This is a genomic window from Sphingobium sp. WR1 (assembly GCF_059693745.1).
The window spans coordinates 226322-245911 of sequence record NZ_JCATID010000002.1 but is presented as its reverse complement, the minus strand read 5'-3'; the positions used below and the strand labels follow the sequence as shown (position 1 = coordinate 245911).

Below are 19590 nucleotides of genomic sequence, written 5' to 3'. Positions count from 1 at the left end.
AGGGGGATTGTCGGCCTCGCATTGTTGGCGGTCCTGTCCGCCTGTGCGACCACGCCGCCCGCCTCCGTCTCCGCGCCGTCCGCCGATCCTCCGGCCGGGATGCAATATCTCTATGGCTCGGGCGAGGCGTCGGCGCTGTCGGTGCAGGCGTGGCACGCGCTGCTCGGCTATGTGGCGGCGAAGGTGAAGGCGCGCCCGGCCGACAGCGTGGTGCTGGCGGAAGGATCGACCCTTGAGGTGCCGAAATTCCTGCCCTGCGGCGATAGGCCCTTTGCGGCCGTGTTCGACGTCGACGAGACGGTGATGCTCAACACCGGCTATGAATATCATGCTGCCAGGACCGGCCGGGGATGGAATGAGGCGGATTGGGACGCATGGGAGAAGACCGGCGAGGGCGCGGTCGGCCCAGTGCCGGGCGCCGATCATGTGCTGGCGGCGCTGCGCAACATGGGCGTGGCGGTGATCTTCAACACCAATAGGTCGGTCGCCCATGCCGACGCGACCGCGCGTGCGATCAAGGCGGCTGGGCTGGGTGAGGCGGTGCATGGCCAGACGCTCTATCTGAGCGGCGACGACGCCATGGGATCGCGCAAGGATGGCCGCCGCTGGACGATTTCCGCCCGCTATTGTGTGATCGCCATGGGCGGCGACCAGCTGGGCGATTTTTCCGACCTGTTCAATGCCGACCAGCCCGTGCCCGCGCGCCGTGCCGCGACCATGCGCCTGCCGATCGCGGGACTGTGGGGCAATGGCTGGTTCGTGATGCCCAACCCCGTCTATGGCAGCGGCCTCAAGGGCGGGTATGACGATGTGTTTCCGATGGACAAGAGGTGGGCGCCGCCCGCCGAAGGGGAGAAGTGAAGATGCCCTGGACTCGTGACGATATGGCCGCGCGGGCGGCGAAGGAACTCAAGGACGGTTTCTATGTGAACCTCGGCATCGGCATCCCGACGCTGGTGGCGAACCATATTCCCGATGGCGTCGAGGTGACGCTCCAGTCGGAAAACGGGATGCTGGGCATCGGCCCCTTCCCTTATGAAGGGGAGGAGGATGCCGACCTGATCAATGCGGGCAAGCAGACGATCAGCGAATTGCCGCAGTCGGCCTATTTCTCCAGCGCCGACAGTTTCGCGATGATCCGCGGCGGGCATATCGACCTGACCGTGCTGGGCGCGATGGAAGTCGCGGAAAATGGCGACATCGCCAACTGGATGATCCCCGGCAAGATGATCAAGGGCATGGGCGGCGCCATGGACCTGGTCGCGGGCGTCAAGAAGATCATCGTGGTGATGGAGCATAGCTCCAAGAATGGCGACGCCAAGTTCATCCCGGCCTGCACCCTGCCGCTGACCGGCAAGAATGTGGTCGACATGATCGTTACCGACCTGTGCGTGTTCCAGCGTCCCGACCATGACAGTCCGTTCAAGCTGATCGAACTGGCGCCGGGCGTGACGGCGGAGGAAGTCGCTGCTAAGACGACCGCCCATTATATCAGCTAAGGGCAATATATGAGCCTCGACGGCACCTATGACGACGCCAATGTCTTCGCCCTGATCCTTCAGGGCAAGATCCCGTCGACCAAGCTGTATGAGGACGACACCACCTTCGCCTTCCTCGACATCATGCCGCAGACGCGGGGCCATGCGCTGGTCATTTCCAAATGGTCGAGGGCGCGCAACCTGCTGGAGATGGAGGAGGAGGCGCTGGCCCAGGTGATGGCGACCACGAAGAAGGTCGCCACCGCCATCCGCAAGGCGCTCGATCCCGACGGTATCCAGATCGCCCAGTTCAATGGCGCGCCGGCCGGGCAGACGATTTTCCACCTGCATGTCCATATCCTGCCGCGCTGGGAAGGCGAGCCCAGGGGCTTTACCCCCCATGGCCATGGCAAGCAGGCGGATATCGCGGAATTGCAGGCGCTGGCCAACGAGATACGCGCGCAGTTCTGATGTTTCTTTTCTTCGCGACCAGCCTGTGGAACAGGCGCTGACATGGCTTTGCGTCCCTTCAATGCACCCGGCGCGCGGCTGGCCCTGCGGTCGAAGCGCGCCAGCGCGCGGTTTCTGGGCCGGCACGGCGAGAGCGAAGTCATCCTTGATGTCTCGCGATTGCTGTCGCGGGCTTTCCACACGGCGCCCACTGGGATCGACCGGGTCGAATATGTCTATGCCCGCGAATTGCTGGAGCGCATTCCCGATCGACTGGCCTTTGCCGCGGTCCATCCCGCCGGCGGCTATTATGGCCGGTTGAGCAGCGCAGCGGTGCGCCAGTTCCTGGCCTTCACGACGGCGAAATGGCGCAACGCCCGATCGGCCGACGCGGGGGAGGGGAAGGCGGCGGTCATCCGGCATATGTTCGCCACGCGACCCCGGCCGGTGCCGCGCGCGACCAGCCCGCGCATCTATTTGCAGGTGTCGCCGCACCATCTGGACAATCACGACCAGGTCGGTGCGATCCTGCGGGCGGAGGGAGCGAAGCTGGTGACGCTGGTGCATGACGTCATCCCGCTCAGCCATCCCGAATTTGCGCGGCCGCAGGGCGCCGATGAGCACCGCAGGCGCGTGCGCACGATCGACAGCTATGCCGCGGGCATCATCGGCAACAGCCAGGCGACGATCGATGCGCTCGCGCCGCACCTGAAGAACGGGCTGGACGGACGCGCGGTGCGCGTCGCCCATTTCGGGGCGGACTTTCCCGACATTTTTGGTGCGCAGGACGACGATCTGCCGACGCGGCCCTATTTCGTCTACATATCGACGATCGAGCCGCGGAAGAACCATCTGCTGCTGCTCAACATCTGGCGGCGACTGGTCGAGCGACTGGGGGATGCTTCGCCGGTGCTGGTGCTGGTTGGCCGGCGCGGGTGGGAAAATGAGAATGTCATCGACATATTGGAGCGGGCCGAGGCGCTGCGCGGCCATGTGATCGAGGCGGGTGAAGTGTCCGACAACCGGATGCAGGCGCTGGTCGCCAATGCCCGCGCGATGCTGATGCCCTCCTTCATTGAAGGGTTCGGTATGCCGGTGGTCGAGGCGCTGGCGGCTGGCGTGCCAGTGATTTGCAGCGATATCATCGCCCATCGCGAAGTGGGCGGCAATGCGCCCGATTATCTCGACCCGCTGGACGGGCTGGGGTGGATGCGCGCCATCTGCGCCTATGCGCGGCCGGATTCGACGGAGCGGGCGGCGCAGCTGGCGCGGATCGCGGCCTGGCGGGCGCCGACCTGGCGTGACTATTTTGACATCATTGCCGAACTGATTGAAGAAGTGACGGCTTCTGTTTCTTGACCTTCGCTCTTTTGCCGCTCAAGGATGGCGATAAAGGGGTATTGAGGATGCGGTGCGCGGTGCGCTCACGGAATGATCGGCACGGATTTGTAACGAGTCGCGCGCGCAAGGCGGCAGCGATTGCCGATGGAAGCCCATGCTCCCCTTTTTGAGATCGCCGCCCTTTCCGCATGTTCCACCGTCCGTTGCCGCGATCAGCGCGTCGACCGACGATGGGCAGGATGGCGCGGTCGTGCCGGACGACCTGCTCGATGCGGTGGCGCTGGCGCGCGTGGGTGGAGCCTTCTGGGGGCGTCGCCCGGACCCGGTGCGGCTGTTGGTGCGGACTGGTGTCGACATGGATGCCAGGGCCGTGTCCGGGTTGCGGCCCGATGAGATCGGCCTGTTGCCCGGCCCCGGAAAGACGCCCTTTGCGGGCAGGATGCTGCCGGCCGATTGCGATCCCTGGGGGATGATCGATGGCGCGCAGGCGCTCCATGCGACGGAAGAGGATGAATGGGCGCTGGTCGCCGGCCTGCTTGGCGTGCCGGTGCTCGGTCCCGACGGGAAGCGGATCGACCCAGGCCATTTGCGGGAGGCTGCACGGCTGCGGATCGGTCTGGCTCGCTACCGTAATCCCTTTACCGGCGAGCCGACGGATGCCGCGGCGGCGATCATGCACCTGGCGGACTGGCGGCGCCATCTGGAGGGCAATCGCGGCATCGTCGCGGCAAGCGGCATGGCCTTCTGGAAGAGAGAGGTAGTCAGCCGGTTCCTGTGGGATGGGAGTCAGTCTCCCCCCTTTCTGTCCGCATCGCGCGGCCTGCGCCGGGCGCAGCAGGAAAAGGGCGCGCTCGCCGTCTGGCCGTCCCGCGTGCCGCCGACGACAGCGCAGGATGCCGCGGCCCGGAATGTGCCGCTGGTGCGGGTCGAGGATGGCTTCATCCGGTCACGCGGCCTGGGGGCCGCGCTGCACCCGCCGGGATCGGTGGTGATCGATCGCAACGGCATCTATTATGATGGCTGCGCGGCGAATGATCTGGAAACCCTGCTCGCAACCCATGATTTTCCCGAACCGTTGATCGAAAGGGCAGAGCGGCTGCGCGCGCGCATCTGTTCCGCCGGCGTCACCAAATATGGGCAGGATGCCGGGCGGATGCCGGCGTTGCCGGAGGGGCGTCGCACGGTGCTGGCGATCGGGCAGGTCGATGATGATCTGTCGGTGCGACTGGGCGGCGCGGGCGTGGAAGGCAATCTCGACTTCCTGGTCCGGGTGCGTCGTGCCGAACCGGATGCGTGGATCGTCTATCGCCCCCATCCCGACGTGCAGGCGGGACACCGCAAGGGCCATATGTCCGATGCGACCATATTGGCCCATGCCGATGCGATCGACAGCGGCGCGCCGCTGATGGAACTGGTGCAGGCCGTGGACGAGTTGCATGTGCTTTCGTCCCTGACGGGTTTCGAGGCGCTGATGCGCGGACGCCCCGTCACCGTTCACGGTATGCCCTTCTACGCCGGTTGGGGGCTGACGCGCGACCTAGCGCAGCCCAATGTCCGACGGGGGCGGCAATTGACCCTGGATCAGCTTGTCGCCGCCGCCTTGATTCTCTATCCTCGCTATCTGGATATGGTGACCCAATTGCCATGCGGGCCGGAAGTCATGGTCGAGCGTATGGCGAACGGGTCGACGCCACCCGTGACGTCATTGATCAGGTTGCGGGAATTACAAGGAAAGTTACGGCGATTTATGACCTTGTCCACGGAGTATCTTCATGGCTGACGCGCCGATGAAGACCTTCCTTTTCCTTCAGGGGCCCCATGGACCCTATTTCGCGATGCTGGCCGATGCCTTGCGGGAACGCGGGCATCGCGCGTTGCGGATCAACATCAATGGCGGCGACAAGGTCGACTGGCCGGGTGAGGCGACCGATTATCGCGGCACCTTCCGCAACTGGCCGCTATTTTTTGACGATTTCATCGTCAATCATGGCGTCACCGACCTGATCCTCTATGGCGATTGCCGCCCCTATCATACGTCCGCGCACAGCATGGCGCGGCTGCGCGGGCTGCGCGTCCACTGTATGGAGGAAGGCTATATCCGGCCCGATTTCCTGACGCTTCAGGATGACGGCGTGAACGGCAATTCGACCCTGCCGCTCGATCCGCAATGGTATATCGACCAGGCGGAAGGGCTGCCCGAATATGAAGGCGTGCTGCCGGCCGTCCCGTCGACCTTTCGTGCGCGGGCGCGCAACACCATGCGCAACGGGCTGGCTTCGGCGTTGATGCGGCCCTATTTCCCCTTTTACCGGACGCACCGGCCGCACAGCTTCCTGTTGGAATCGGTCGCCTGGTGTTGCAAGCTCCTGATGCGCCGAAGCGAAGAGCATCGGTCATTGAGGATGTGGGAGGCGGTCAAGGACCGGCCCTATTTCACCCTGCCATTGCAGCTCAATTCCGACTATCAGATCCGCGTCCATTCGCCCTTCGGGAATATGCGGGCGGCGCTGAGGTTCGTGATCAAGAGTTTCGCCCGCCATGCACCCGAAGGTGTCTCGCTGCTCGTCAAACGGCATCCGCTCGATCCGGGGCTGGTCGCCTGGGGGCGCCTGACCCAGCGGCTGGCAACCCATTATGGCGTTGCCGACCGGGTTTTTTATCTGCCTGACTGGGATATTGCCGAGGTTGTCGGCAAATCGCTGGGCGTGGTGACGGTCAACAGCACGGTCGGCACGCTGGCACTGAACAGCGGCAAGCCGGTGGTCGTGCTGGGACATGCCGTATACAAGGTGCCGGGCGTCGTCCATCGGACGGGGCTGGACGATTTTTGGGCGGCGCCGCGTCCGCCCGACATGGCCCTTTATTCGGCTTTCCGCCGGGTGTTGGTCGATCGCTGCCTGATACGCGGCGGCCTGCTGAGTGAGGAAGGGCTGCAACTGCTGGTGGCGAATGCCATTGAGCGGTTGGAAAAAGATCCCTCCGAAGTGCTGCCCTTGCCACGGCCGGTCGGGCGCAGGCGGCGGGCCATGGGGGTGGTGCACGGCGACGCGGCCTGACACACGAACTCGCAAAAGGGGAAGAGCCGTCCTGATCGCGCGTGGCGTCAGGGCGCGCTTTCTTCGCCCTCGCCATAGACGGTCCGGCTATTCCAGAAGTCGTTATAATTATTCCCACCGGATAATTGCAGGTCGCCCAGGCCAGTGCCGCCTTCCTTGCGGGAGATGGCGATCAATTTTTCGTCAGGCGTGAAGCAGGCCAGGCCCTTGGGATATCCCATGGGGGTCAGGAAGCACGCATGGCCGACCCATTGTTCGCTCCAGCCTTCGTCCGTTTCCTGTTCGGCCAGCGCCTTTACGAACGCGCGCCCGAGCAGGACCGGGCCGGTAGGATGGAGTGAGTTCAGCCCATAATAGAGGTTACGGCAGTTCGCCAGGATCATGTCGATGGCGATGGCGATCTCCCGGCGCTGCGGGCGCGCCCAGATGATCCCGTTGGACAGCGCCGTCCAGGCCGGACTGGAGGAGCGGACATCAAGGAAGGCGACGATGCCGGCCGTGGATGGGGGACGGAGGCGTTCCATCCAGAAGAAGGAAATGTCGCTATACAGACCGCCCATCGCATGGAGCAGACACAGTCGGCCCAGGTCCGCCTTGTAGGCATAGGGGCGAAGCGTGTCGAACGCCCGGCAGACTTCGCCAGGGAATGCCTGCGCCATGAAGTCGCGCAGATCGTCGTGCGTCCACAGCCGATATTCGGAGTCCGGATATAAAATCCCTATCCGGCTCATATTGTCATCGAAGATCGGTGATGACGCCACGGTCTGGTCAAACGGCTTTGCGATCAGGATCTGATGCACATGCGATGGGTGAGGGGGCGGGGAAGGACCGTCGATCGTCTCGGTCGGGTTCGGTTCCGGCGCTTGTGACTCTTCCTGCATGGACTGTGTCTCCCGCTCGGTCGCGCTATGTTAAATCGGACGCAGGTGGCGTGCTCTTATTCTTTATAGCCGCAACGGGCTTCTATCCGGGTGGGGGCTGGTGGAGCCGGCAGCGGACCATCGTCTTGGCGCGGATATGGTGATTTGTGGGAAAGTCTGGATGCCCGACGAGGATTCGAACCTCGATTGACGGAGTCAGAGTCCGTAGTCTTACCTTTAGACGATCGGGCATCATCGGCGGGGCCAGCCCCGCTTGGGAGGCCGCAGATAGGCGGGGTTTGAAAGGCGGTCAAGCCCTTTTGTGCACCCGCCCGGCCGGCTTTTGGACAGCCGGCCGGAAGGATAAACGGAGATTGGCGCGCCGACATTGTCCTGTGGCTCATGCTCTGCCTGCCCACTGATTTTATGCCTGTCCTCCGGCTTTGGGGGGGCGAAAGGTCAGCCGCGGTCAGGCGACGAGCGCGGCCCGGCCGATCAGCGGACGCCACCAGTCCTGATTGTCGAGGAACCAGTTCAGCGTGTCGGCGAAGCCCTGCGGGAAATCGCGCGAGGGGGCATAGCCCAGTTCGGTGCGGATCTTGGTCTCGTCGATCGCGTAGCGACGGTCATGCCCCTTGCGATCCTGCACATAGGTCATGAGGTCGGCCGACCGGCGACCCTGGGCCGCGGGCGCGTGGGGGAACATTGCGGCAAGCGCAGGATTGCGGACGAAAGCCTCATCCACGCCGCGGCAAATCTCCCGGATCACCTCGATATTCGGCAGTTCCTGGCCGCCGCCGACATTATAGGTTTCCCCGATCCGGCCCTTGCGCAGGATCAGTTCGATGCCGATGCAATGATCCTCGACATGGAGCCAGTCGCGGATGTTCATGCCGTCGCCATAGATGGGCAGATTCTTGCCCGACAGCGCGTTGAGGGTGAAGAGCGGGATCAGCTTTTCGGGAAACTGGTAGGGACCATAATTGTTCGAGCAGTTGCTCGTGGTCGTTTCCAGCCCGTAGGTGTGATGATAGGCGCGCACCAGATGATCGGACCCGGCCTTAGATGCGGAATAGGGCGAATTGGGGGCGTAGGGCGTGGTTTCGCTGAAGGCCGGATCGTCCAGTTCCAGCGTGCCGTAAACTTCGTCGGTCGAGACATGGTGGAAGCGGTGCGGGCGGCCGCTGCCCTTGTCGAGCCAGGCGGATTTGGCGGCCTTCAGCAGGCTGTGGGTGCCGATGACATTGGTGGTGACGAAGGCGTCGGGGCCGGTGATGGAGCGATCCACATGGCTTTCGGCAGCGAAGTGGACAATTGTGTCGACATCATGATCGGTCATCAGCCGCGAAACCAGCGCCGTGTCGCAGATATCGCCCTCGACCAGCGTTACATTCGGCACGTCGGCGATATTGGCGGGATTGCCTGCATAGGTCAGGGCGTCCAGCACGACGATGCCGTCATTGGGCGACACCTTGCGCCAGTGCCGGACGAAATTCGCACCGATGAAACCCGCGCCCCCAGTGATGATCAGATTGGCCATGCGCTTGTATTTCGCTCCCTGATGATCCGCGCACGGTAATGCGCGCCAGTTGAACCATTCATGACGTCAAGGGCTTGATTCCCCTGCACTTGCGCCAAGCAGTAACCGTAAATGAAGCGACTCCGCAATCGAGTTGCGATCTATTGCATCATATTGCGATTTATCCGGTCCAATATGTCTGGGGTGTTCTTCCCGAAAAATCTGCTTCAGCTATATCACGCTCCGCCAGATCTTTTCTTGGAAGGATATGTGTCAGGCGGCATCCAGCGTCGTAAGGCCGACGCCAATGATGCGGTCATCCGGCGCAGCACCTATGGATGCGGGTGATATTGCAGCATCATGCCGCAACTGAAGCAGAATGTTGCCATCGCCGATGCAGGAAGGCGGGAGGCGCAATGTGATGACGCGCCCCACTGGACCGAGTTTGTGGCTTCCAAGGAAATAGCCGTTGGCGAGAATGTCGATGCCGGGGCGATCCATGCCGGGCGGGACGAGGCAACGCAGCCCCAAATGCACCGTCGCATAGCCGCCGCGATATTCCTCCAGCGCGAAGCGGAGCGTCTGAATGGTGTCGTGGCCCCAGACGCCCCAGCTTTCGCGTCCGAACCATCCTCCGGCCAGGAAATCATCCGCGGCCAGTTCCCCGTCGTCGCGATCCGCGCCGAAATGCACCGGCCAGTTTCGCGGCAAAATGGGAAAGCCCTCGCTCGACCAGCGGGTCTTGCCCTCAGGCGCCGGCGCGGCGTCCCGTCGGTGGGCATGGGTTTCGCTGAGGACCAGCTCGACCAGATGCTGGAGCTGGTCCAGCCGACGGATGCTGTCCGCCATCATGCGCTCCAATTGGTCGAGACGCTGTTCGATCGCGGAGGGGGCCGAGGCTTCGCCGATCGGGCCGCCTGTCGGGTCAGTGGAATCGGGCATATCGTCCAGGGGGTTCAGTGGATCATTCCCTAATTGCTGCGTCGCTTTCTGATGGCGGTCAAATGGGCCGCTGTCGACCATCTTTGTTAGCGTGGCGGCTCAGTTCCCGGGCATTTCGACGACCAGGTCGGCCAACCGTTCGGCTTCCCGCAGATCATGGGTGACGTAGAGGATGGGCAGTCCGATCTTGTCGCGGAGCCGCTCGATGAGCGGCAATATCTCCTCGCGCCGCGCGCGGTCGAGCCCGGTGAGCGGTTCATCCATCAGCAGGAAGCGGGGGGCGGACAGGAGCGCGCGGCCGATCGCGACCCGCTGCGCCTCGCCGCCCGACAGGCTGGCGGGCATCCGGTGCAGCAAATGGCCGATACCCAGAAAGGCGAGCATTTCCTCTTGCGACAGCCGTCCGCCGGGGCGGCGGCCATAGCGCAGATTGGCCTCCACTCGCATGTGGGGGAAAAGGCGCAGATCCTGGAACAGATAGCCGGCATGACGATCCGCGACCGGCAGGTCGATGCCGGCGGCGCGATCGAACAGCCGCTCGCCACCGACCATGATATGTCCCTCATCGGGCGTCAGCAGCCCGGCGACCATGTTGAGGATGCTGGTCTTGCCCACGCCGGACGGACCGATCAGCGCGATCAGCCGGGCGTCGGACCGGCAGGCAAGGGCGATGTCGCGATCTCCCAGGCGGTGGCGGACGGCGATGTCAAAGGACATGGGGCATGCGTCCCCGCGCCACGCGGCGGGCAAGAATTTCGGACAGAAGCAGGGCGCCAAGCGAGAGCAGCACGGAGATGATCGCAAAGCGGCTGACGGTCATTTCGGCGCCCGGCACCTGGAGCGCGGCGTAGATGGCGATCGGCAGGGTGCGGGTTTCGCCGGGAATGTCGGAGACGAAAGTGATGGTCGCGCCGAACTCGCCGATCGAACGGGCGAAGCCCAGCATCGCGCCCGCCAGCACGCCGGGCAGGGAAAGCGGCAGCGAAATGGACAGGAACGTCCGGGCGCACGAGGCGCCCAGCGTCTGGGCCGCCTGCTCCAGCCGCTGGTCGACCGCCTCGATCGACAGGCGCATCGCGCGCACCATCAGCGGCATCGCCATGATCGCGGCGGCGAGCGCCGCGCCGGTCCAGCGAAACAGCAAGGTGACGCCGAACCACTGGTCGAGCCACCGGCCGATGGGGCCGTTGATGCCGAACAGGATAAGCAGCAGCCATCCGGTGACGACCGGCGGCACCACCAGCGGCAGGTGGACCAGCGCGTCGAGCAGAAGCTTGCCGGGGAAACGCCAGCGCGCCAGCACCCAGGCGAGCGCGAAGGCGATCGGCAGCATGGCCGCCACGGCGACCAGGCTGACCTTGAGCGACAGGCTGATGACCGTCCAATCGTCCGGGGTCAGGGGAGCATTCATGTCATGCTGGGTGAGGGATATGTGTTCGGCCGTCAAGAAAGCGTGACGATGCGCGTTTGTTACGCATGTGGAGCATGTCTTTGGTTTGTCACATATGCCGTGTCATTGCGCGATCGCGTCGGCTGGAAAAAGCCAGGGCGATGGTGTAGCGCCGCGCCACAGGAGGGTCGCAGCCACTCTATATTTGTCAACTTCATCTGACTGGACAGGTGCATGAAAGAATTGATTGCCTTCGACCTCGACGGAACCCTGGCCGAAAGCAAGCAGCCCTTGGGTGCGGCGATGGGCGAGGCGCTGGCCGACTTGCTGGAGGTCGCGCATGTCGCGGTGATTTCGGGCGGCGACTGGCCGCAGTTCGACAAGCAGGTGGCGAGCCGCCTGCCCACGCGCGCCGACGTCACCCGGCTGTGGCTGATGCCGACGACCGGCACCAAGCTCTATACCTGGCGCGATGGCGGCTGGAAGCCGGTCTATGCCGAATTGTTCGACGCCGGGCAGAAGAGCGCGATCCTGGAGGCGTTCGATGCGTCGCTGGAAGCGACTGGCTTCGTGCCCGAACAGACCTGGGGCGAGCGGATCGAGGATCGGGGCAGCCAGATCACCTTTTCCGCGCTCGGCCAGCAGGCGCCGATCCATGCCAAGGAAGGCTGGGATCCCGACTTCGCCAAGCGCAAGGTGATCCAGGCGGATCTGCGCGAGCGTCTGCCCGGCCTGTCGATCAACATGGGTGGCGCGACGTCAATCGACATCACCCGCGAAGGCGTTGACAAGGCCTATGGCCTCAAGAAACTGCGCGACGCGAGCGGCATCGCGCTGGATGCGATGATGTTCATCGGCGACGCCATCTTCCCCGGCGGCAACGACTATCCGGCCAAGCAATTGGGGCTGGATACCGTGCGCGTGCGCGATCCCGAGGAAACGCTGTCGGTCATCGCCGCGATCGTCGCCTGCCAGAAATGAGGATCAGGGCGCGCTAAAGCCATAGCGCGCCAGGATCGACCGGCCGGTCGAAGACAGCAGGAAGCGGCGGAAGGCTTCGGCGTCCCTGTGCCGGCTGGCGGTCAAGCGGGCGATGGGATAACGGATCGGCGCATGGCTGGCGGCCGGGAAGACGCCGACTACAGCCACACTCTTGCTGGCGCGGGCGTCGGTCGCATAGACGATGCCGAGCGGGGCCGCGCCGCGTTCCACCAGCGCGAGAGCGGCGCGGACATTGTCGGCGCGCGCGACCTTGGCTTCGACCGAGGCCCAGGCGCCCAGTGCGGTGAGGGCCGCCTTGCCATATTTGCCGGCGGGCACGCTGTCGGGATCGGCCATGGCAAGCCGCCCGTCGCCCAGCGCGCGAGCGATCGGCATGTCGCGCCCGATCCGCAGGGCAACAGGCTTGTCGGCCGGGCGGACCAGCACCAGCCGGTTGCCCGCCAGATTGGCCCGCGCGCCGCGCGCGATCAGGCCGGCGCGCTCGATATCGTCCATCCATTCCTCATCGGCGGACAGGAACAGATCGGCGGGCGCCCCGGCCTTGATCTGCCGGGCAAGGGCGGAGGATGCGGCGAAGGACAGCACCGGGCGGGGATGGCCGCGCGCCGCCCAGGCGTCGGCGGTCGCGTTCATCGCTTCCTGCATACTCGCCGCCGCCAGCAGCAGCGGGCCGCGATCGCCGGGGGCGGCCTGCGCCATGGAGGAGCCAAGCAGGGCGAGCAGCGCCAGGGCGCGCGACAGCAGCGTCATCATGCCACCTGTTTGCGCCGATCATACGGGTTTAGGCAAGCGCCGCTTTTGTCTTTGGCTTCAATCCGCTAGGACGGGAATCATGACCGATCGCCGCTGGACTCCGCGCTGACCATGGCGATCGTGCGAAGCCAATGCGGGCAATGCGCCGTGGGCTGTGGTATGCGCGTGCTGGCGGACGAGGGCCGACGGTTGCGGATCGAGGGCGATGCGACCCATCCCGCCAATGGCGGGTTGCTGTGCGCCCGCGCGCTGGCGCTGGAGGACAGCACGCAGCTGGAGGGGCGATTGCTGCATCCGCTGATGGACGGGCGGCGGCAGGGCTGGGATCGGGTGATTGCACAGATCGCGCGACGACTCTCGGCGATCATCGCGCGCCATGGTCCGGGCAGTATTGCTCTGCACGTCGGCGGCGGGCTGCTGACCGAGGATTATTATGTGGCCAACAAGCTGCTGAAGGGCTTTTTCGGGTCGGCCCATATACACACGCCCTGGCGGGGCGGCATCGCACGGTTGCAGCGCGCTGCCTATGGCGAGGACGTCATGCCGGGCGCGTTCGAAGATATCAGCCGGGCCGGAACCATCCTGCTGGTCGGCGGCGAGATTGCGCGCGACCATCCAGTGCTGATCGACCGGGTGCAGGCGGCGCGGGCGGATGGCGCACGGCTGATCCATCTCGCGCCGGCGGATGCGTTTGGTGCGTTGGAGGCAGACCTGCATCTGCCGGCCGCGCCGGGCAGCGTGGCGCGACTGCTGGGCGGCCTGCTGCTCCACTGCCGTGACACGGGCCTGATCGACCCGGCCTGGCTGGAGTGGAGCGTCGTCGTGCCGGAAGGCCATTGGGATGCGTTGCGCCGGGGCCATGATATCTGGTCGGTTGCGCGCGCCTGCGGCCAGCCGCCGGCGTCCATTCGCACCCTCTATGAACTATGGGCGGCCGATGGGCAGGCGGTAACGCTGTCCGTTGCGGCGGATGAGAGGGTGGCGACAGCGGTCCTCAATCTACATCTCGCGACGGGGCGCATTGGTCGGCCGGGCGCCTCTCCCTTTCTGATCGGCGGCGGAGCGAACGGCATGGGCGCGCGCGAGGTGGGGTGCATGGCCGACAGCCTCGCCGCGCATAGCGGATTCGATGCCGAGGAGCTGGTCCGGGCCGAGCGCTTCTGGAGCGCGCGCGCCATGGCGCAGGGGCCGGGGTTGGAGGGCGAGGCGCTGCTGGAGGCGATGCGCGGCGGCCGGGTCAAGGCATTGTGGAGCATCGGCGCGGATGAAGCCGCATCGCTCTGGCTCAAGGAGGCGCGCGCGCTGGTGCCGCTGACCATCCGCGCCACCGATCGGATCGAGCCGGACGCGGCGGACTGGAGCGTCCAGCTGCCTTCGGCTGCGTGGATCGAGAAGGACGGGACGCTGACCGGCATGGACCGGCTCGTCAGTCGCCAGCGCCGCCTGCTGGACCTGCCCGGCGAGGCGCGGCCGGACTGGTGGATGCTGACCAAGGTGGCGCAGGCAATGGGATGGGGCGATGCGTTTCACTTCGAGCGGGCCGCGGATATCTATCGCGAGCATGTGCGGCTGACCGCCTATCGGAATGAGGGCGCGCAACTGCTGAACCTCAAGCGTCATGCGCCGATTTCCAACCCGGCCTATGCCGAGCTGACACCCTGGCGCTGGGGCGAGCTGCCCTTCGACGAAGGGCGTTTTTCGACGCCGGACGGACGCGCGCGGCTGCTGCCGGTCGCAGATCAGCCGGACGCGGCAATGCCCTGAAGATGGGCAAGCAGCGCGTCGCCATTGGCCTGCCAGGTGAAGCGCAGGGCGGTTTCGCGAACGGCGGCCTGGGCCGGCGGATCGTCGAGGATCGCGCGGATGGCGTCGGCGATCGCATCGGGATCGCGGTCCACGATCCTGCCTGCCGCCGGGCGGTCGAGCAGTTCGCGCGCGCCGCCCACGTCGCTGATTACGATCGGCGTGCCGCAGGCGAGCGATTCGACCCAGGCATTGGCCAGTCCCTCCGATTCGGATGGCAGCGCCATGACGTCGGCGGCGGCGAAGATGCGCGGCAGCTTGTGATGGGGCACGGAGCCGAGGAAACCGATTCGCCGTTCCACGCCCAGTTCCTGCGCCAGATTTTCCAGCGTGCGGCGATATTGACCCTGACCTGCCAGTAGCAGCGTGACGTCGGGCAGTTGCGGCAGCGCGCGCACCAGCAGATCCTGCCCCTTGCGCGGGATCAGCGCGCCGACGCTGAGCACGACCGGGCCGTTAAAGTCCAGCGCCGCCTTGGCCGCCGCGCGATCGGTGATTTCGAACGTGTCGAGGTCGACGCCGGTATAGTGGACGCGGATCTTGTCGGCATCGATGCCCATGCGTGCCATTGATCGGCGCATCGCGTCCGACACGGCGAGCAGCCCGGCGGCGTCGGCGGCGGCCCTGCGCACCATCTTGCGGGTGCCGCCCTGCGTGCCCCAATGGTGGATGTCGGCCCCGCGGGCCTTGACCGAATAGGGAATGCCGAGCGCCTTCGACAGGCGCTGCGCCACCGGGCCGTCGGGAAAGAAGAAGCTGGCGTCGATCACGTCGAACGGCTTTTCCGCGTGGAGCCGCTTCACCAGCGGCAGGATGGCGCGGGTCATGGCGCCGACATTGGTGCGGCCGCCGAATTTGGGAATGATCGGGAAAGTCGGGCGATAGACCGTCAGTTCGCGCCAGCGCTCCTTGCGCGGCAGGGCGCGCAGAGCCGCGTAGCGGCCGGCATAGGATAGCGGCCAGGGCGGCAGGCCGACCGGCGCGATCACGGTCACGTCGGTTTCGGGTCGGCTCGCCAGTTCGCGCGCCTGTCGTTCCACGAACACGCCGAAATTGGGCCGGCTGATGTCGGGGAAGAGGGTCGACAACATGAGGATGTTGAGTGTCATGGTCCCTCTTTGGATGCACAGCTTCGACACATGGTTAAGCGCAGAGCGGCGGATTGGCTAGAGTCTGCGGACGAGTTGCTCCGCAACGGCGGCCCAGGGCGGGTCGGTCAGCACCAGTTGCCGCGTGCCGGAGCCCAGAGGCAGCATTTGCAGGCGGTCGCCCTCGCGCCCGATCAGGCGGCCGAAGAGGAAGCGGCCGGCAGGGCGGGGGAGCAATATGTCGCGGTTGAGCGCGCTGCCATAATCCGCCGGGGCGATGCGGCGGCACCAGATGGCGTCGCCCGCGCGATAGTCGCCGATGCTGGCCCCGACATGGACACCGACCATGCCGTCGGACGCGATCGGCGGCGGGAAGGTAAAGGCGCGGGTCGGCGCGCGCGCGCCGTCAGGGCCGAGCAGCGCGGCGACGGCGATCTCGCTCTGTCCTGGCAGCGCCACTAGTTCGGCGCTGGTGACGCCCAGCGCCAGCGCAATGCGATTAAGCCATTTGACGGACACGGTGCGGGTTCCGGTTTCCAGCCGCCCGATCGTCTGGGCAGTTGTGGGCGGATCGCACAGGGCGCCCACCTGTTCCAGGGTCAGCCCCTTCGCCTTGCGAACCTCGCGGATGCGGGTAATCATGCCGGCCTCATTAATAACCTATTTGGTTTTCTCTTTCCTACAAATTATCCCGCATGGCAAGTCTCATCATCCTGATTCTTTGGATGGAGACGCAGATGACGAACCATGTCGAACAGTTGGTCGAGGGACCGGACGGCCAGCAGCAAAGAGTGATGGTCCATCTGGGCGAATCACCGCTCGCTTGGTTGCACGCGCGCGGGCATCTTAGCGAACGTCATTATCTCGCGGGCGACAAGTTGCGCGCGGATTGGGAGAAAGCCGGACTGGGCGCAAGGGTGACGATGCACTGGGATGCCGCCCCGCGCGAGGGCGGGCGGCGAGGAATGGGCGGCCGCCCCGATCCGACGTTAGCCCAACTGTCAGCGCGCGAGCGGTTCGACGGCGCGATCCGCGCGGCGGGGCCGGGGCTGGCGGACATTCTCTGGCGCGTGGCCTGCGCGGGCGAGGGGCTGGTCGCGGCGGAAAAGGCGCTGGGCTGGCCCAGCCGGGCGGGCAAGCTGGTGCTGACTCTGGCGCTGGAGCGGGTGGCGGGCTGGTATCGCGTGCGTTGAACGGATATTTATTTCACCATGTCCGCGCCCAGCAAAAGCAGCAGCTTTACGTCCATCGCATAGCCCTGCGCGCGCCAGGCGGCGATCTGGTCGGGGAGGGCGGCGATCGGCACGCGGTGGACATGAATGTCCTCGCCATCGACGCCGCCACCGTCTCCCGTCTTTTCCAGGCCATGGGCGCGGAACAGGGTGAAGCTTTCGGACACCATGCCGGGCGAGCTGTAGAACTGGCCCAGCGATTCGAGCCGGGCGGGGCGGTAGCCGGTTTCCTCCTCCAACTCGCGCGTGGCGGCGAGGTGGGTATCCTCCCCTTCGTCATGATCGCCGACCAGGCCGGCGGGCAGTTCGATGCAGCGCCGGCCGAGCGGCACGCGATATTGATCGACCAGCAGCACATGGCGGCCGTCCGCCGCTTCGTCGATCGCCAGGATGACGGCGGCGTGGATGCCGCGTGCGCGGCTGACATATTCCCATTTGCCGCGTCTTTTGGCGGTGATGAAGCGGCCTTCCCACATGACTTCTTCGGGGGCGCTCCGGTCGGGGTCGGTCATAATTCGATCAGCCTGTCGGGAAGTTCGTTGATATCATCGTCGGCACGCGGGAAATGGGTGGCCAGCACCGCGCCCACCTGCCGCACCGCCTCCGCGAGGCCTTCGCCCGCGCGCCCGGCGCGGATCGCGTCGATCAGCGCGGCCATCGCCTCGCCCCAGGCTTCGGGCGCGACCTTTTCGTTGATCGCGCGGTCGGCGACGATCTCCGCCCGATGCTCGTCGAGCGAGAGATAGATGAGGACGCCGGTGCGCCCGCGCGTGCGCGCCTCCGCCGCCGTGCGGAACAGCAGGATGGCGCGGCGCCGGACGCGGCGGGCCTTGGTGGCGCGCGGGGTCATGACCATGCGCAGCGGCATGATCGCCAGCAGATAGCGCACGACGAGGAATTTGAGGATGAGGAGGCCGAGCAGCCCCATCAACAGCTTCCAGTCGGCCAGTTCATGCTCCCAGTCGAGCAGCAGCATGGACAGGAAGCCGCGAAGCTGCGCGGGGAAGGCGGCCATCACCGACAGGGCGATGAACACCGCCGCCGCGGCCCAGCTGAGGCCGACATCATGATAGCTGTCGGACCGTCGCGCGACGATGGTGACGATCTCGCCGGAGCTATGCGCCTCCGCCTCCGCCACCGCGGCGGAGACCAGCTCATGGTCGGCCTGCGTCAGATGAAGCTGCATCACCAGTCCCCCGATGCGCCGCCGCCGCCGAAGCTGCCGCCGCCCGAAAAGCCGCCGCCGCTGTCGCCGCCGCCCCAGCTTGACCCGCCCCAGCCGCCGCCCGATCCCCAGCCGGAGCTGCCGGTGCCCGGTCCCCAGATGATGACGGGCGGGACGCCGCCGCCGCGCCGATAGCGTTTGCCGCCGCGCGCCCGCGACAGCAGCGGCAGGACGACGAAGAAGACGATGAAGAGGATGACCCAGAAGCCGATGATGGCGCCGCCGCCATCGTCCTGCTGGCGGGCATCGGCCTCGGCAGCCGCCGCGCGCTGCCGCGCCTGGTCCGGCGGCAGCGCGAGCAATGTGGTGATCTGGTCCACACCGGCAGTGATGCCGCCCGCCATGTCGCCGGCCTTGAAGCGCGGCGTGATCGCGTTACGGATGATCTGCGAGGACAGGGCGTCAGTGAGGATGCCCTCCAGCCCGTAGCCGACCTCTATCCGTATCTTCCGCTCGGCGGGCGCGATGATCAGCAGGGCGCCATTGCTGTCCTTGTCGCCGATGCCCCAGGCCCGGCCGAGCCGATAGCCATAGTCGGAAATGTCATAGCCCTGGAGGTCGGGAATGGTGGCGACGACCAGCGATCGGCCGCTCGCCTGCTTCTGTGCGATCAGCTTCGCGCTCAGCGCCTGTTCCTGCGCCGGATCAAGCAGGTTCGCCGCATCGACCACGCCCTTGTCGTCGAACTTGGGGAAGCTTTGCGCCCACGCTGCCGGCGTGAAAGCCAGCAGCGCGAGAATCAGCAGCAGGCGGCGAAGCATCGGATCAGTTGCCGAAATCGACCTTCGGCGCTTCCTCCGCGCCCGGCGTGGTGGCCTGGAACGGGGTCATGGGCTTGGCGCCGTGGATCAGCTTGGCGCCGATCGCATCGGGGAAGGTGCGGATGCGGGTGTTATAGGCCTGCACCGCGCCATTATAGTCGCGGATGGCGACGGCGATGCGGTTTTCCGTGCCTTCCAGCTGCGACTGGAGCTGGAGGAAATTCTCGTTGGTCTTCAGGTCGGGATAGGCCTCGACCGTAGCGAGCAGGCGGCCAAGGCCCTGGCTGAGCTGCGCCTGGGCGGCCTGGAACTGCGCGACCTTGGCGGGATCGGACAGGTCTTCGGCATTGACCTGCACGGAGGTCGCCCTGGCGCGCGCCTCGGTAACGGCAGTGAGCGTTGCCTGCTCCTGCTTGCCGGCCGCCTTCACTGTGGCGACCAGATTGCCGGTCAGATTGGCGCGGCGCTGATATTGCGCCTGAACATCGGCCCATTTGGCCTTCGCCTCCTCTTCGGCGGTGGGCACGCTGTTGATGCCGCAGGCGGACAGGGCGAGCGCCCCGAATATCGGCAGCAGGAAAGTGGAGAAGCGGCGCAGAAGCGTCATGGAACATCCTCGGCTTTGTTTCGCTGGTGGAAATAGGGCGTTGCCCGGCACGACGCAACGGGCCATCCTGATATTATCGCAGC

Annotated in this window: 20 protein-coding genes, 1 tRNA gene and 1 pseudogene; 9 read left to right on the top strand and 13 right to left on the bottom strand. The window is 65.7% G+C overall.

Going from position 1 to position 19590, the window contains the following annotated elements:
- The first annotated feature begins 21 nt into the window (after positions 1–21).
- The 6 genes and pseudogenes from AC58EF_RS03665 (at position 22) to AC58EF_RS03640 (ending at position 6325) form a co-directional block, all read left to right on the top strand.
- Positions 22–861: an HAD family acid phosphatase gene (locus tag AC58EF_RS03665; protein WP_497274594.1), complete on the top strand. Its 840-nt coding sequence runs from the start codon at positions 22–24 to the stop codon at positions 859–861.
- A gap of 2 nt (positions 862–863) precedes the next feature.
- Positions 864–1499 carry a CoA transferase subunit B gene (locus AC58EF_RS03660; protein WP_497274592.1) on the top strand — a complete coding sequence of 212 codons (636 nt, stop codon included), beginning with the start codon at positions 864–866 and terminating at the stop codon, positions 1497–1499.
- Positions 1500–1508: 9 nt separating this feature from the next.
- Positions 1509–1949: an HIT family protein gene (locus tag AC58EF_RS03655; RefSeq protein WP_497274590.1), complete on the top strand. Its 441-nt coding sequence runs from the start codon at positions 1509–1511 to the stop codon at positions 1947–1949.
- A pseudogene (locus AC58EF_RS03650) lies at positions 1885–3287 on the top strand (glycosyltransferase family 4 protein). Before AC58EF_RS03655 ends, AC58EF_RS03650 begins: the two are co-directional and overlap by 65 nt.
- A 136-nt stretch (positions 3288–3423) precedes the next feature.
- On the top strand, positions 3424–5049 hold the full coding sequence (locus AC58EF_RS03645; RefSeq protein WP_497274588.1) for a capsular polysaccharide export protein, LipB/KpsS family: 1626 nt from the start codon (positions 3424–3426) through the stop codon (positions 5047–5049).
- A complete protein-coding gene (locus tag AC58EF_RS03640) occupies positions 5042–6325 on the top strand; it encodes a capsule polysaccharide biogenesis protein (protein ID WP_497274586.1) in 1284 nt (427 codons plus the stop codon). Before AC58EF_RS03645 ends, AC58EF_RS03640 begins: the two co-directional genes overlap by 8 nt.
- A gap of 47 nt (positions 6326–6372) precedes the next feature.
- Here AC58EF_RS03640 and AC58EF_RS03635 read toward each other — a convergent pair whose 3' ends face one another.
- From AC58EF_RS03635 to modB, 6 genes are all read right to left on the bottom strand, one after another.
- On the bottom strand, positions 6373–7206 hold the full coding sequence (locus tag AC58EF_RS03635; protein WP_497274584.1) for a glycosyltransferase family 32 protein: 834 nt from the start codon (positions 7204–7206) through the stop codon (positions 6373–6375).
- 157 nt (positions 7207–7363) lie between these two features.
- Positions 7364–7437: transfer RNA gene (locus tag AC58EF_RS03630), tRNA-Gln, on the bottom strand.
- Positions 7438–7654: 217 nt separating this feature from the next.
- Complete coding sequence (rfbB, locus tag AC58EF_RS03625; RefSeq protein WP_497274582.1) at positions 7655–8725, bottom strand: dTDP-glucose 4,6-dehydratase; 1071 nt, start codon at positions 8723–8725, stop codon at positions 7655–7657.
- A 252-nt stretch (positions 8726–8977) separates the two neighbouring features.
- Entirely contained in the window at positions 8978–9646 is a 669-nt protein-coding gene (locus tag AC58EF_RS03620) for a hypothetical protein (protein WP_497274580.1), read from the bottom strand.
- Between the two features lie 99 nt (positions 9647–9745).
- Positions 9746–10363, bottom strand: a complete 618-nt coding sequence (locus AC58EF_RS03615; RefSeq protein ID WP_497274578.1) for an ATP-binding cassette domain-containing protein — start codon at positions 10361–10363, stop codon at positions 9746–9748.
- Entirely contained in the window at positions 10353–11057 is a 705-nt protein-coding gene (gene modB / locus AC58EF_RS03610; protein ID WP_497274969.1) for a molybdate ABC transporter permease subunit, read from the bottom strand. The genes AC58EF_RS03615 and modB overlap by 11 nt, the downstream gene beginning before the upstream one ends.
- 213 nt (positions 11058–11270) lie before the next feature.
- On the opposite strand from modB, the gene AC58EF_RS03605 reads away from it, so the two are divergent.
- Complete coding sequence (locus AC58EF_RS03605; protein WP_497274576.1) at positions 11271–12017, top strand: HAD-IIB family hydrolase; 747 nt, start codon at positions 11271–11273, stop codon at positions 12015–12017.
- A 3-nt stretch (positions 12018–12020) separates the two neighbouring features.
- On the opposite strand, the gene modA is transcribed toward AC58EF_RS03605, so the two are convergent.
- A complete protein-coding gene (modA, locus tag AC58EF_RS03600; RefSeq protein WP_497274574.1) occupies positions 12021–12791 on the bottom strand; it encodes a molybdate ABC transporter substrate-binding protein in 771 nt (256 codons plus the stop codon).
- Between the two features lie 111 nt (positions 12792–12902).
- Between modA and AC58EF_RS03595 the strand changes: the two genes are divergently transcribed.
- Positions 12903–14555 (top strand): molybdopterin oxidoreductase family protein, encoded by a 1653-nt coding sequence (locus tag AC58EF_RS03595; RefSeq protein WP_497274573.1) that lies wholly within the window; start codon positions 12903–12905, stop codon positions 14553–14555.
- Here AC58EF_RS03595 and AC58EF_RS03590 read toward each other — a convergent pair.
- Positions 14531–15703 carry a glycosyltransferase gene (locus tag AC58EF_RS03590; RefSeq protein ID WP_497274571.1) on the bottom strand — a complete coding sequence of 391 codons (1173 nt, stop codon included), beginning with the start codon at positions 15701–15703 and terminating at the stop codon, positions 14531–14533. The genes AC58EF_RS03595 and AC58EF_RS03590 overlap by 25 nt on opposite strands.
- A gap of 57 nt (positions 15704–15760) precedes the next feature.
- Complete coding sequence (locus AC58EF_RS03585) at positions 15761–16324, bottom strand: helix-turn-helix domain-containing protein (RefSeq protein WP_497274570.1); 564 nt, start codon at positions 16322–16324, stop codon at positions 15761–15763.
- A gap of 95 nt (positions 16325–16419) precedes the next feature.
- Between AC58EF_RS03585 and AC58EF_RS03580 the strand changes: the two genes are divergently transcribed.
- The gene (locus AC58EF_RS03580; protein ID WP_497274568.1) at positions 16420–16875 is read left to right on the top strand and encodes a DUF6456 domain-containing protein; all 456 of its coding nucleotides are present in this window, start codon (positions 16420–16422) and stop codon (positions 16873–16875) included.
- A gap of 8 nt (positions 16876–16883) precedes the next feature.
- Here the strand turns inward: AC58EF_RS03580 and AC58EF_RS03575 are convergent, their stop codons facing one another.
- From AC58EF_RS03575 to AC58EF_RS03560, 4 genes are read right to left on the bottom strand one after another with little or no spacing between them, the layout of a single operon-like run.
- Positions 16884–17426 carry an NUDIX hydrolase gene (locus AC58EF_RS03575; RefSeq protein WP_497274566.1) on the bottom strand — a complete coding sequence of 181 codons (543 nt, stop codon included), beginning with the start codon at positions 17424–17426 and terminating at the stop codon, positions 16884–16886.
- On the bottom strand, positions 17423–18100 hold the full coding sequence (locus AC58EF_RS03570) for a TPM domain-containing protein (RefSeq protein ID WP_497274564.1): 678 nt from the start codon (positions 18098–18100) through the stop codon (positions 17423–17425). The genes AC58EF_RS03575 and AC58EF_RS03570 overlap by 4 nt, the downstream gene beginning before the upstream one ends.
- Entirely contained in the window at positions 18100–18900 is an 801-nt protein-coding gene (locus AC58EF_RS03565; protein WP_497274562.1) for a TPM domain-containing protein, read from the bottom strand. Before AC58EF_RS03565 ends, AC58EF_RS03570 begins: the two co-directional genes overlap by 1 nt.
- Before the next feature lie 4 nt (positions 18901–18904).
- Positions 18905–19507: a LemA family protein gene (locus AC58EF_RS03560; RefSeq protein ID WP_497274561.1), complete on the bottom strand. Its 603-nt coding sequence runs from the start codon at positions 19505–19507 to the stop codon at positions 18905–18907.
- Positions 19508–19590: the final 83 nt, after the last annotated feature.

Excerpts from the sequence above, each read along its gene's own strand:
- AC58EF_RS03565 (WP_497274562.1), bottom strand. The coding sequence starts at position 18,900 with ATGCTTCGCCGCCTGCTGCTGATTCTCGCGCTGCTGGCTTTCACGCCG.
- AC58EF_RS03595 (WP_497274573.1), top strand. The coding sequence starts at position 12,903 with ATGGCGATCGTGCGAAGCCAATGCGGGCAATGCGCCGTGGGCTGTGGT.
- AC58EF_RS03580 (WP_497274568.1), top strand. The coding sequence starts at position 16,420 with ATGACGAACCATGTCGAACAGTTGGTCGAGGGACCGGACGGCCAGCAG.
- modA (WP_497274574.1), bottom strand. The coding sequence starts at position 12,791 with ATGATGACGCTGCTGTCGCGCGCCCTGGCGCTGCTCGCCCTGCTTGGC.
- AC58EF_RS03590 (WP_497274571.1), bottom strand. The coding sequence starts at position 15,703 with ATGACACTCAACATCCTCATGTTGTCGACCCTCTTCCCCGACATCAGC.
- AC58EF_RS03560 (WP_497274561.1), bottom strand. The coding sequence starts at position 19,507 with ATGACGCTTCTGCGCCGCTTCTCCACTTTCCTGCTGCCGATATTCGGG.
- AC58EF_RS03585 (WP_497274570.1), bottom strand. The coding sequence starts at position 16,324 with ATGATTACCCGCATCCGCGAGGTTCGCAAGGCGAAGGGGCTGACCCTG.
- AC58EF_RS03655 (WP_497274590.1), top strand. The coding sequence starts at position 1,509 with ATGAGCCTCGACGGCACCTATGACGACGCCAATGTCTTCGCCCTGATC.
- AC58EF_RS03605 (WP_497274576.1), top strand. The coding sequence starts at position 11,271 with ATGAAAGAATTGATTGCCTTCGACCTCGACGGAACCCTGGCCGAAAGC.
- AC58EF_RS03660 (WP_497274592.1), top strand. The coding sequence starts at position 864 with ATGCCCTGGACTCGTGACGATATGGCCGCGCGGGCGGCGAAGGAACTC.
- AC58EF_RS03570 (WP_497274564.1), bottom strand. The coding sequence starts at position 18,100 with ATGCAGCTTCATCTGACGCAGGCCGACCATGAGCTGGTCTCCGCCGCG.
- AC58EF_RS03615 (WP_497274578.1), bottom strand. The coding sequence starts at position 10,363 with ATGTCCTTTGACATCGCCGTCCGCCACCGCCTGGGAGATCGCGACATC.
- AC58EF_RS03640 (WP_497274586.1), top strand. The coding sequence starts at position 5,042 with ATGGCTGACGCGCCGATGAAGACCTTCCTTTTCCTTCAGGGGCCCCAT.
- AC58EF_RS03645 (WP_497274588.1), top strand. The coding sequence starts at position 3,424 with ATGCTCCCCTTTTTGAGATCGCCGCCCTTTCCGCATGTTCCACCGTCC.
- modB (WP_497274969.1), bottom strand. The coding sequence starts at position 11,057 with ATGAATGCTCCCCTGACCCCGGACGATTGGACGGTCATCAGCCTGTCG.
- AC58EF_RS03635 (WP_497274584.1), bottom strand. The coding sequence starts at position 7,206 with ATGCAGGAAGAGTCACAAGCGCCGGAACCGAACCCGACCGAGACGATC.
- AC58EF_RS03620 (WP_497274580.1), bottom strand. The coding sequence starts at position 9,646 with ATGCCCGATTCCACTGACCCGACAGGCGGCCCGATCGGCGAAGCCTCG.
- AC58EF_RS03575 (WP_497274566.1), bottom strand. The coding sequence starts at position 17,426 with ATGACCGACCCCGACCGGAGCGCCCCCGAAGAAGTCATGTGGGAAGGC.
- rfbB (WP_497274582.1), bottom strand. The coding sequence starts at position 8,725 with ATGGCCAATCTGATCATCACTGGGGGCGCGGGTTTCATCGGTGCGAAT.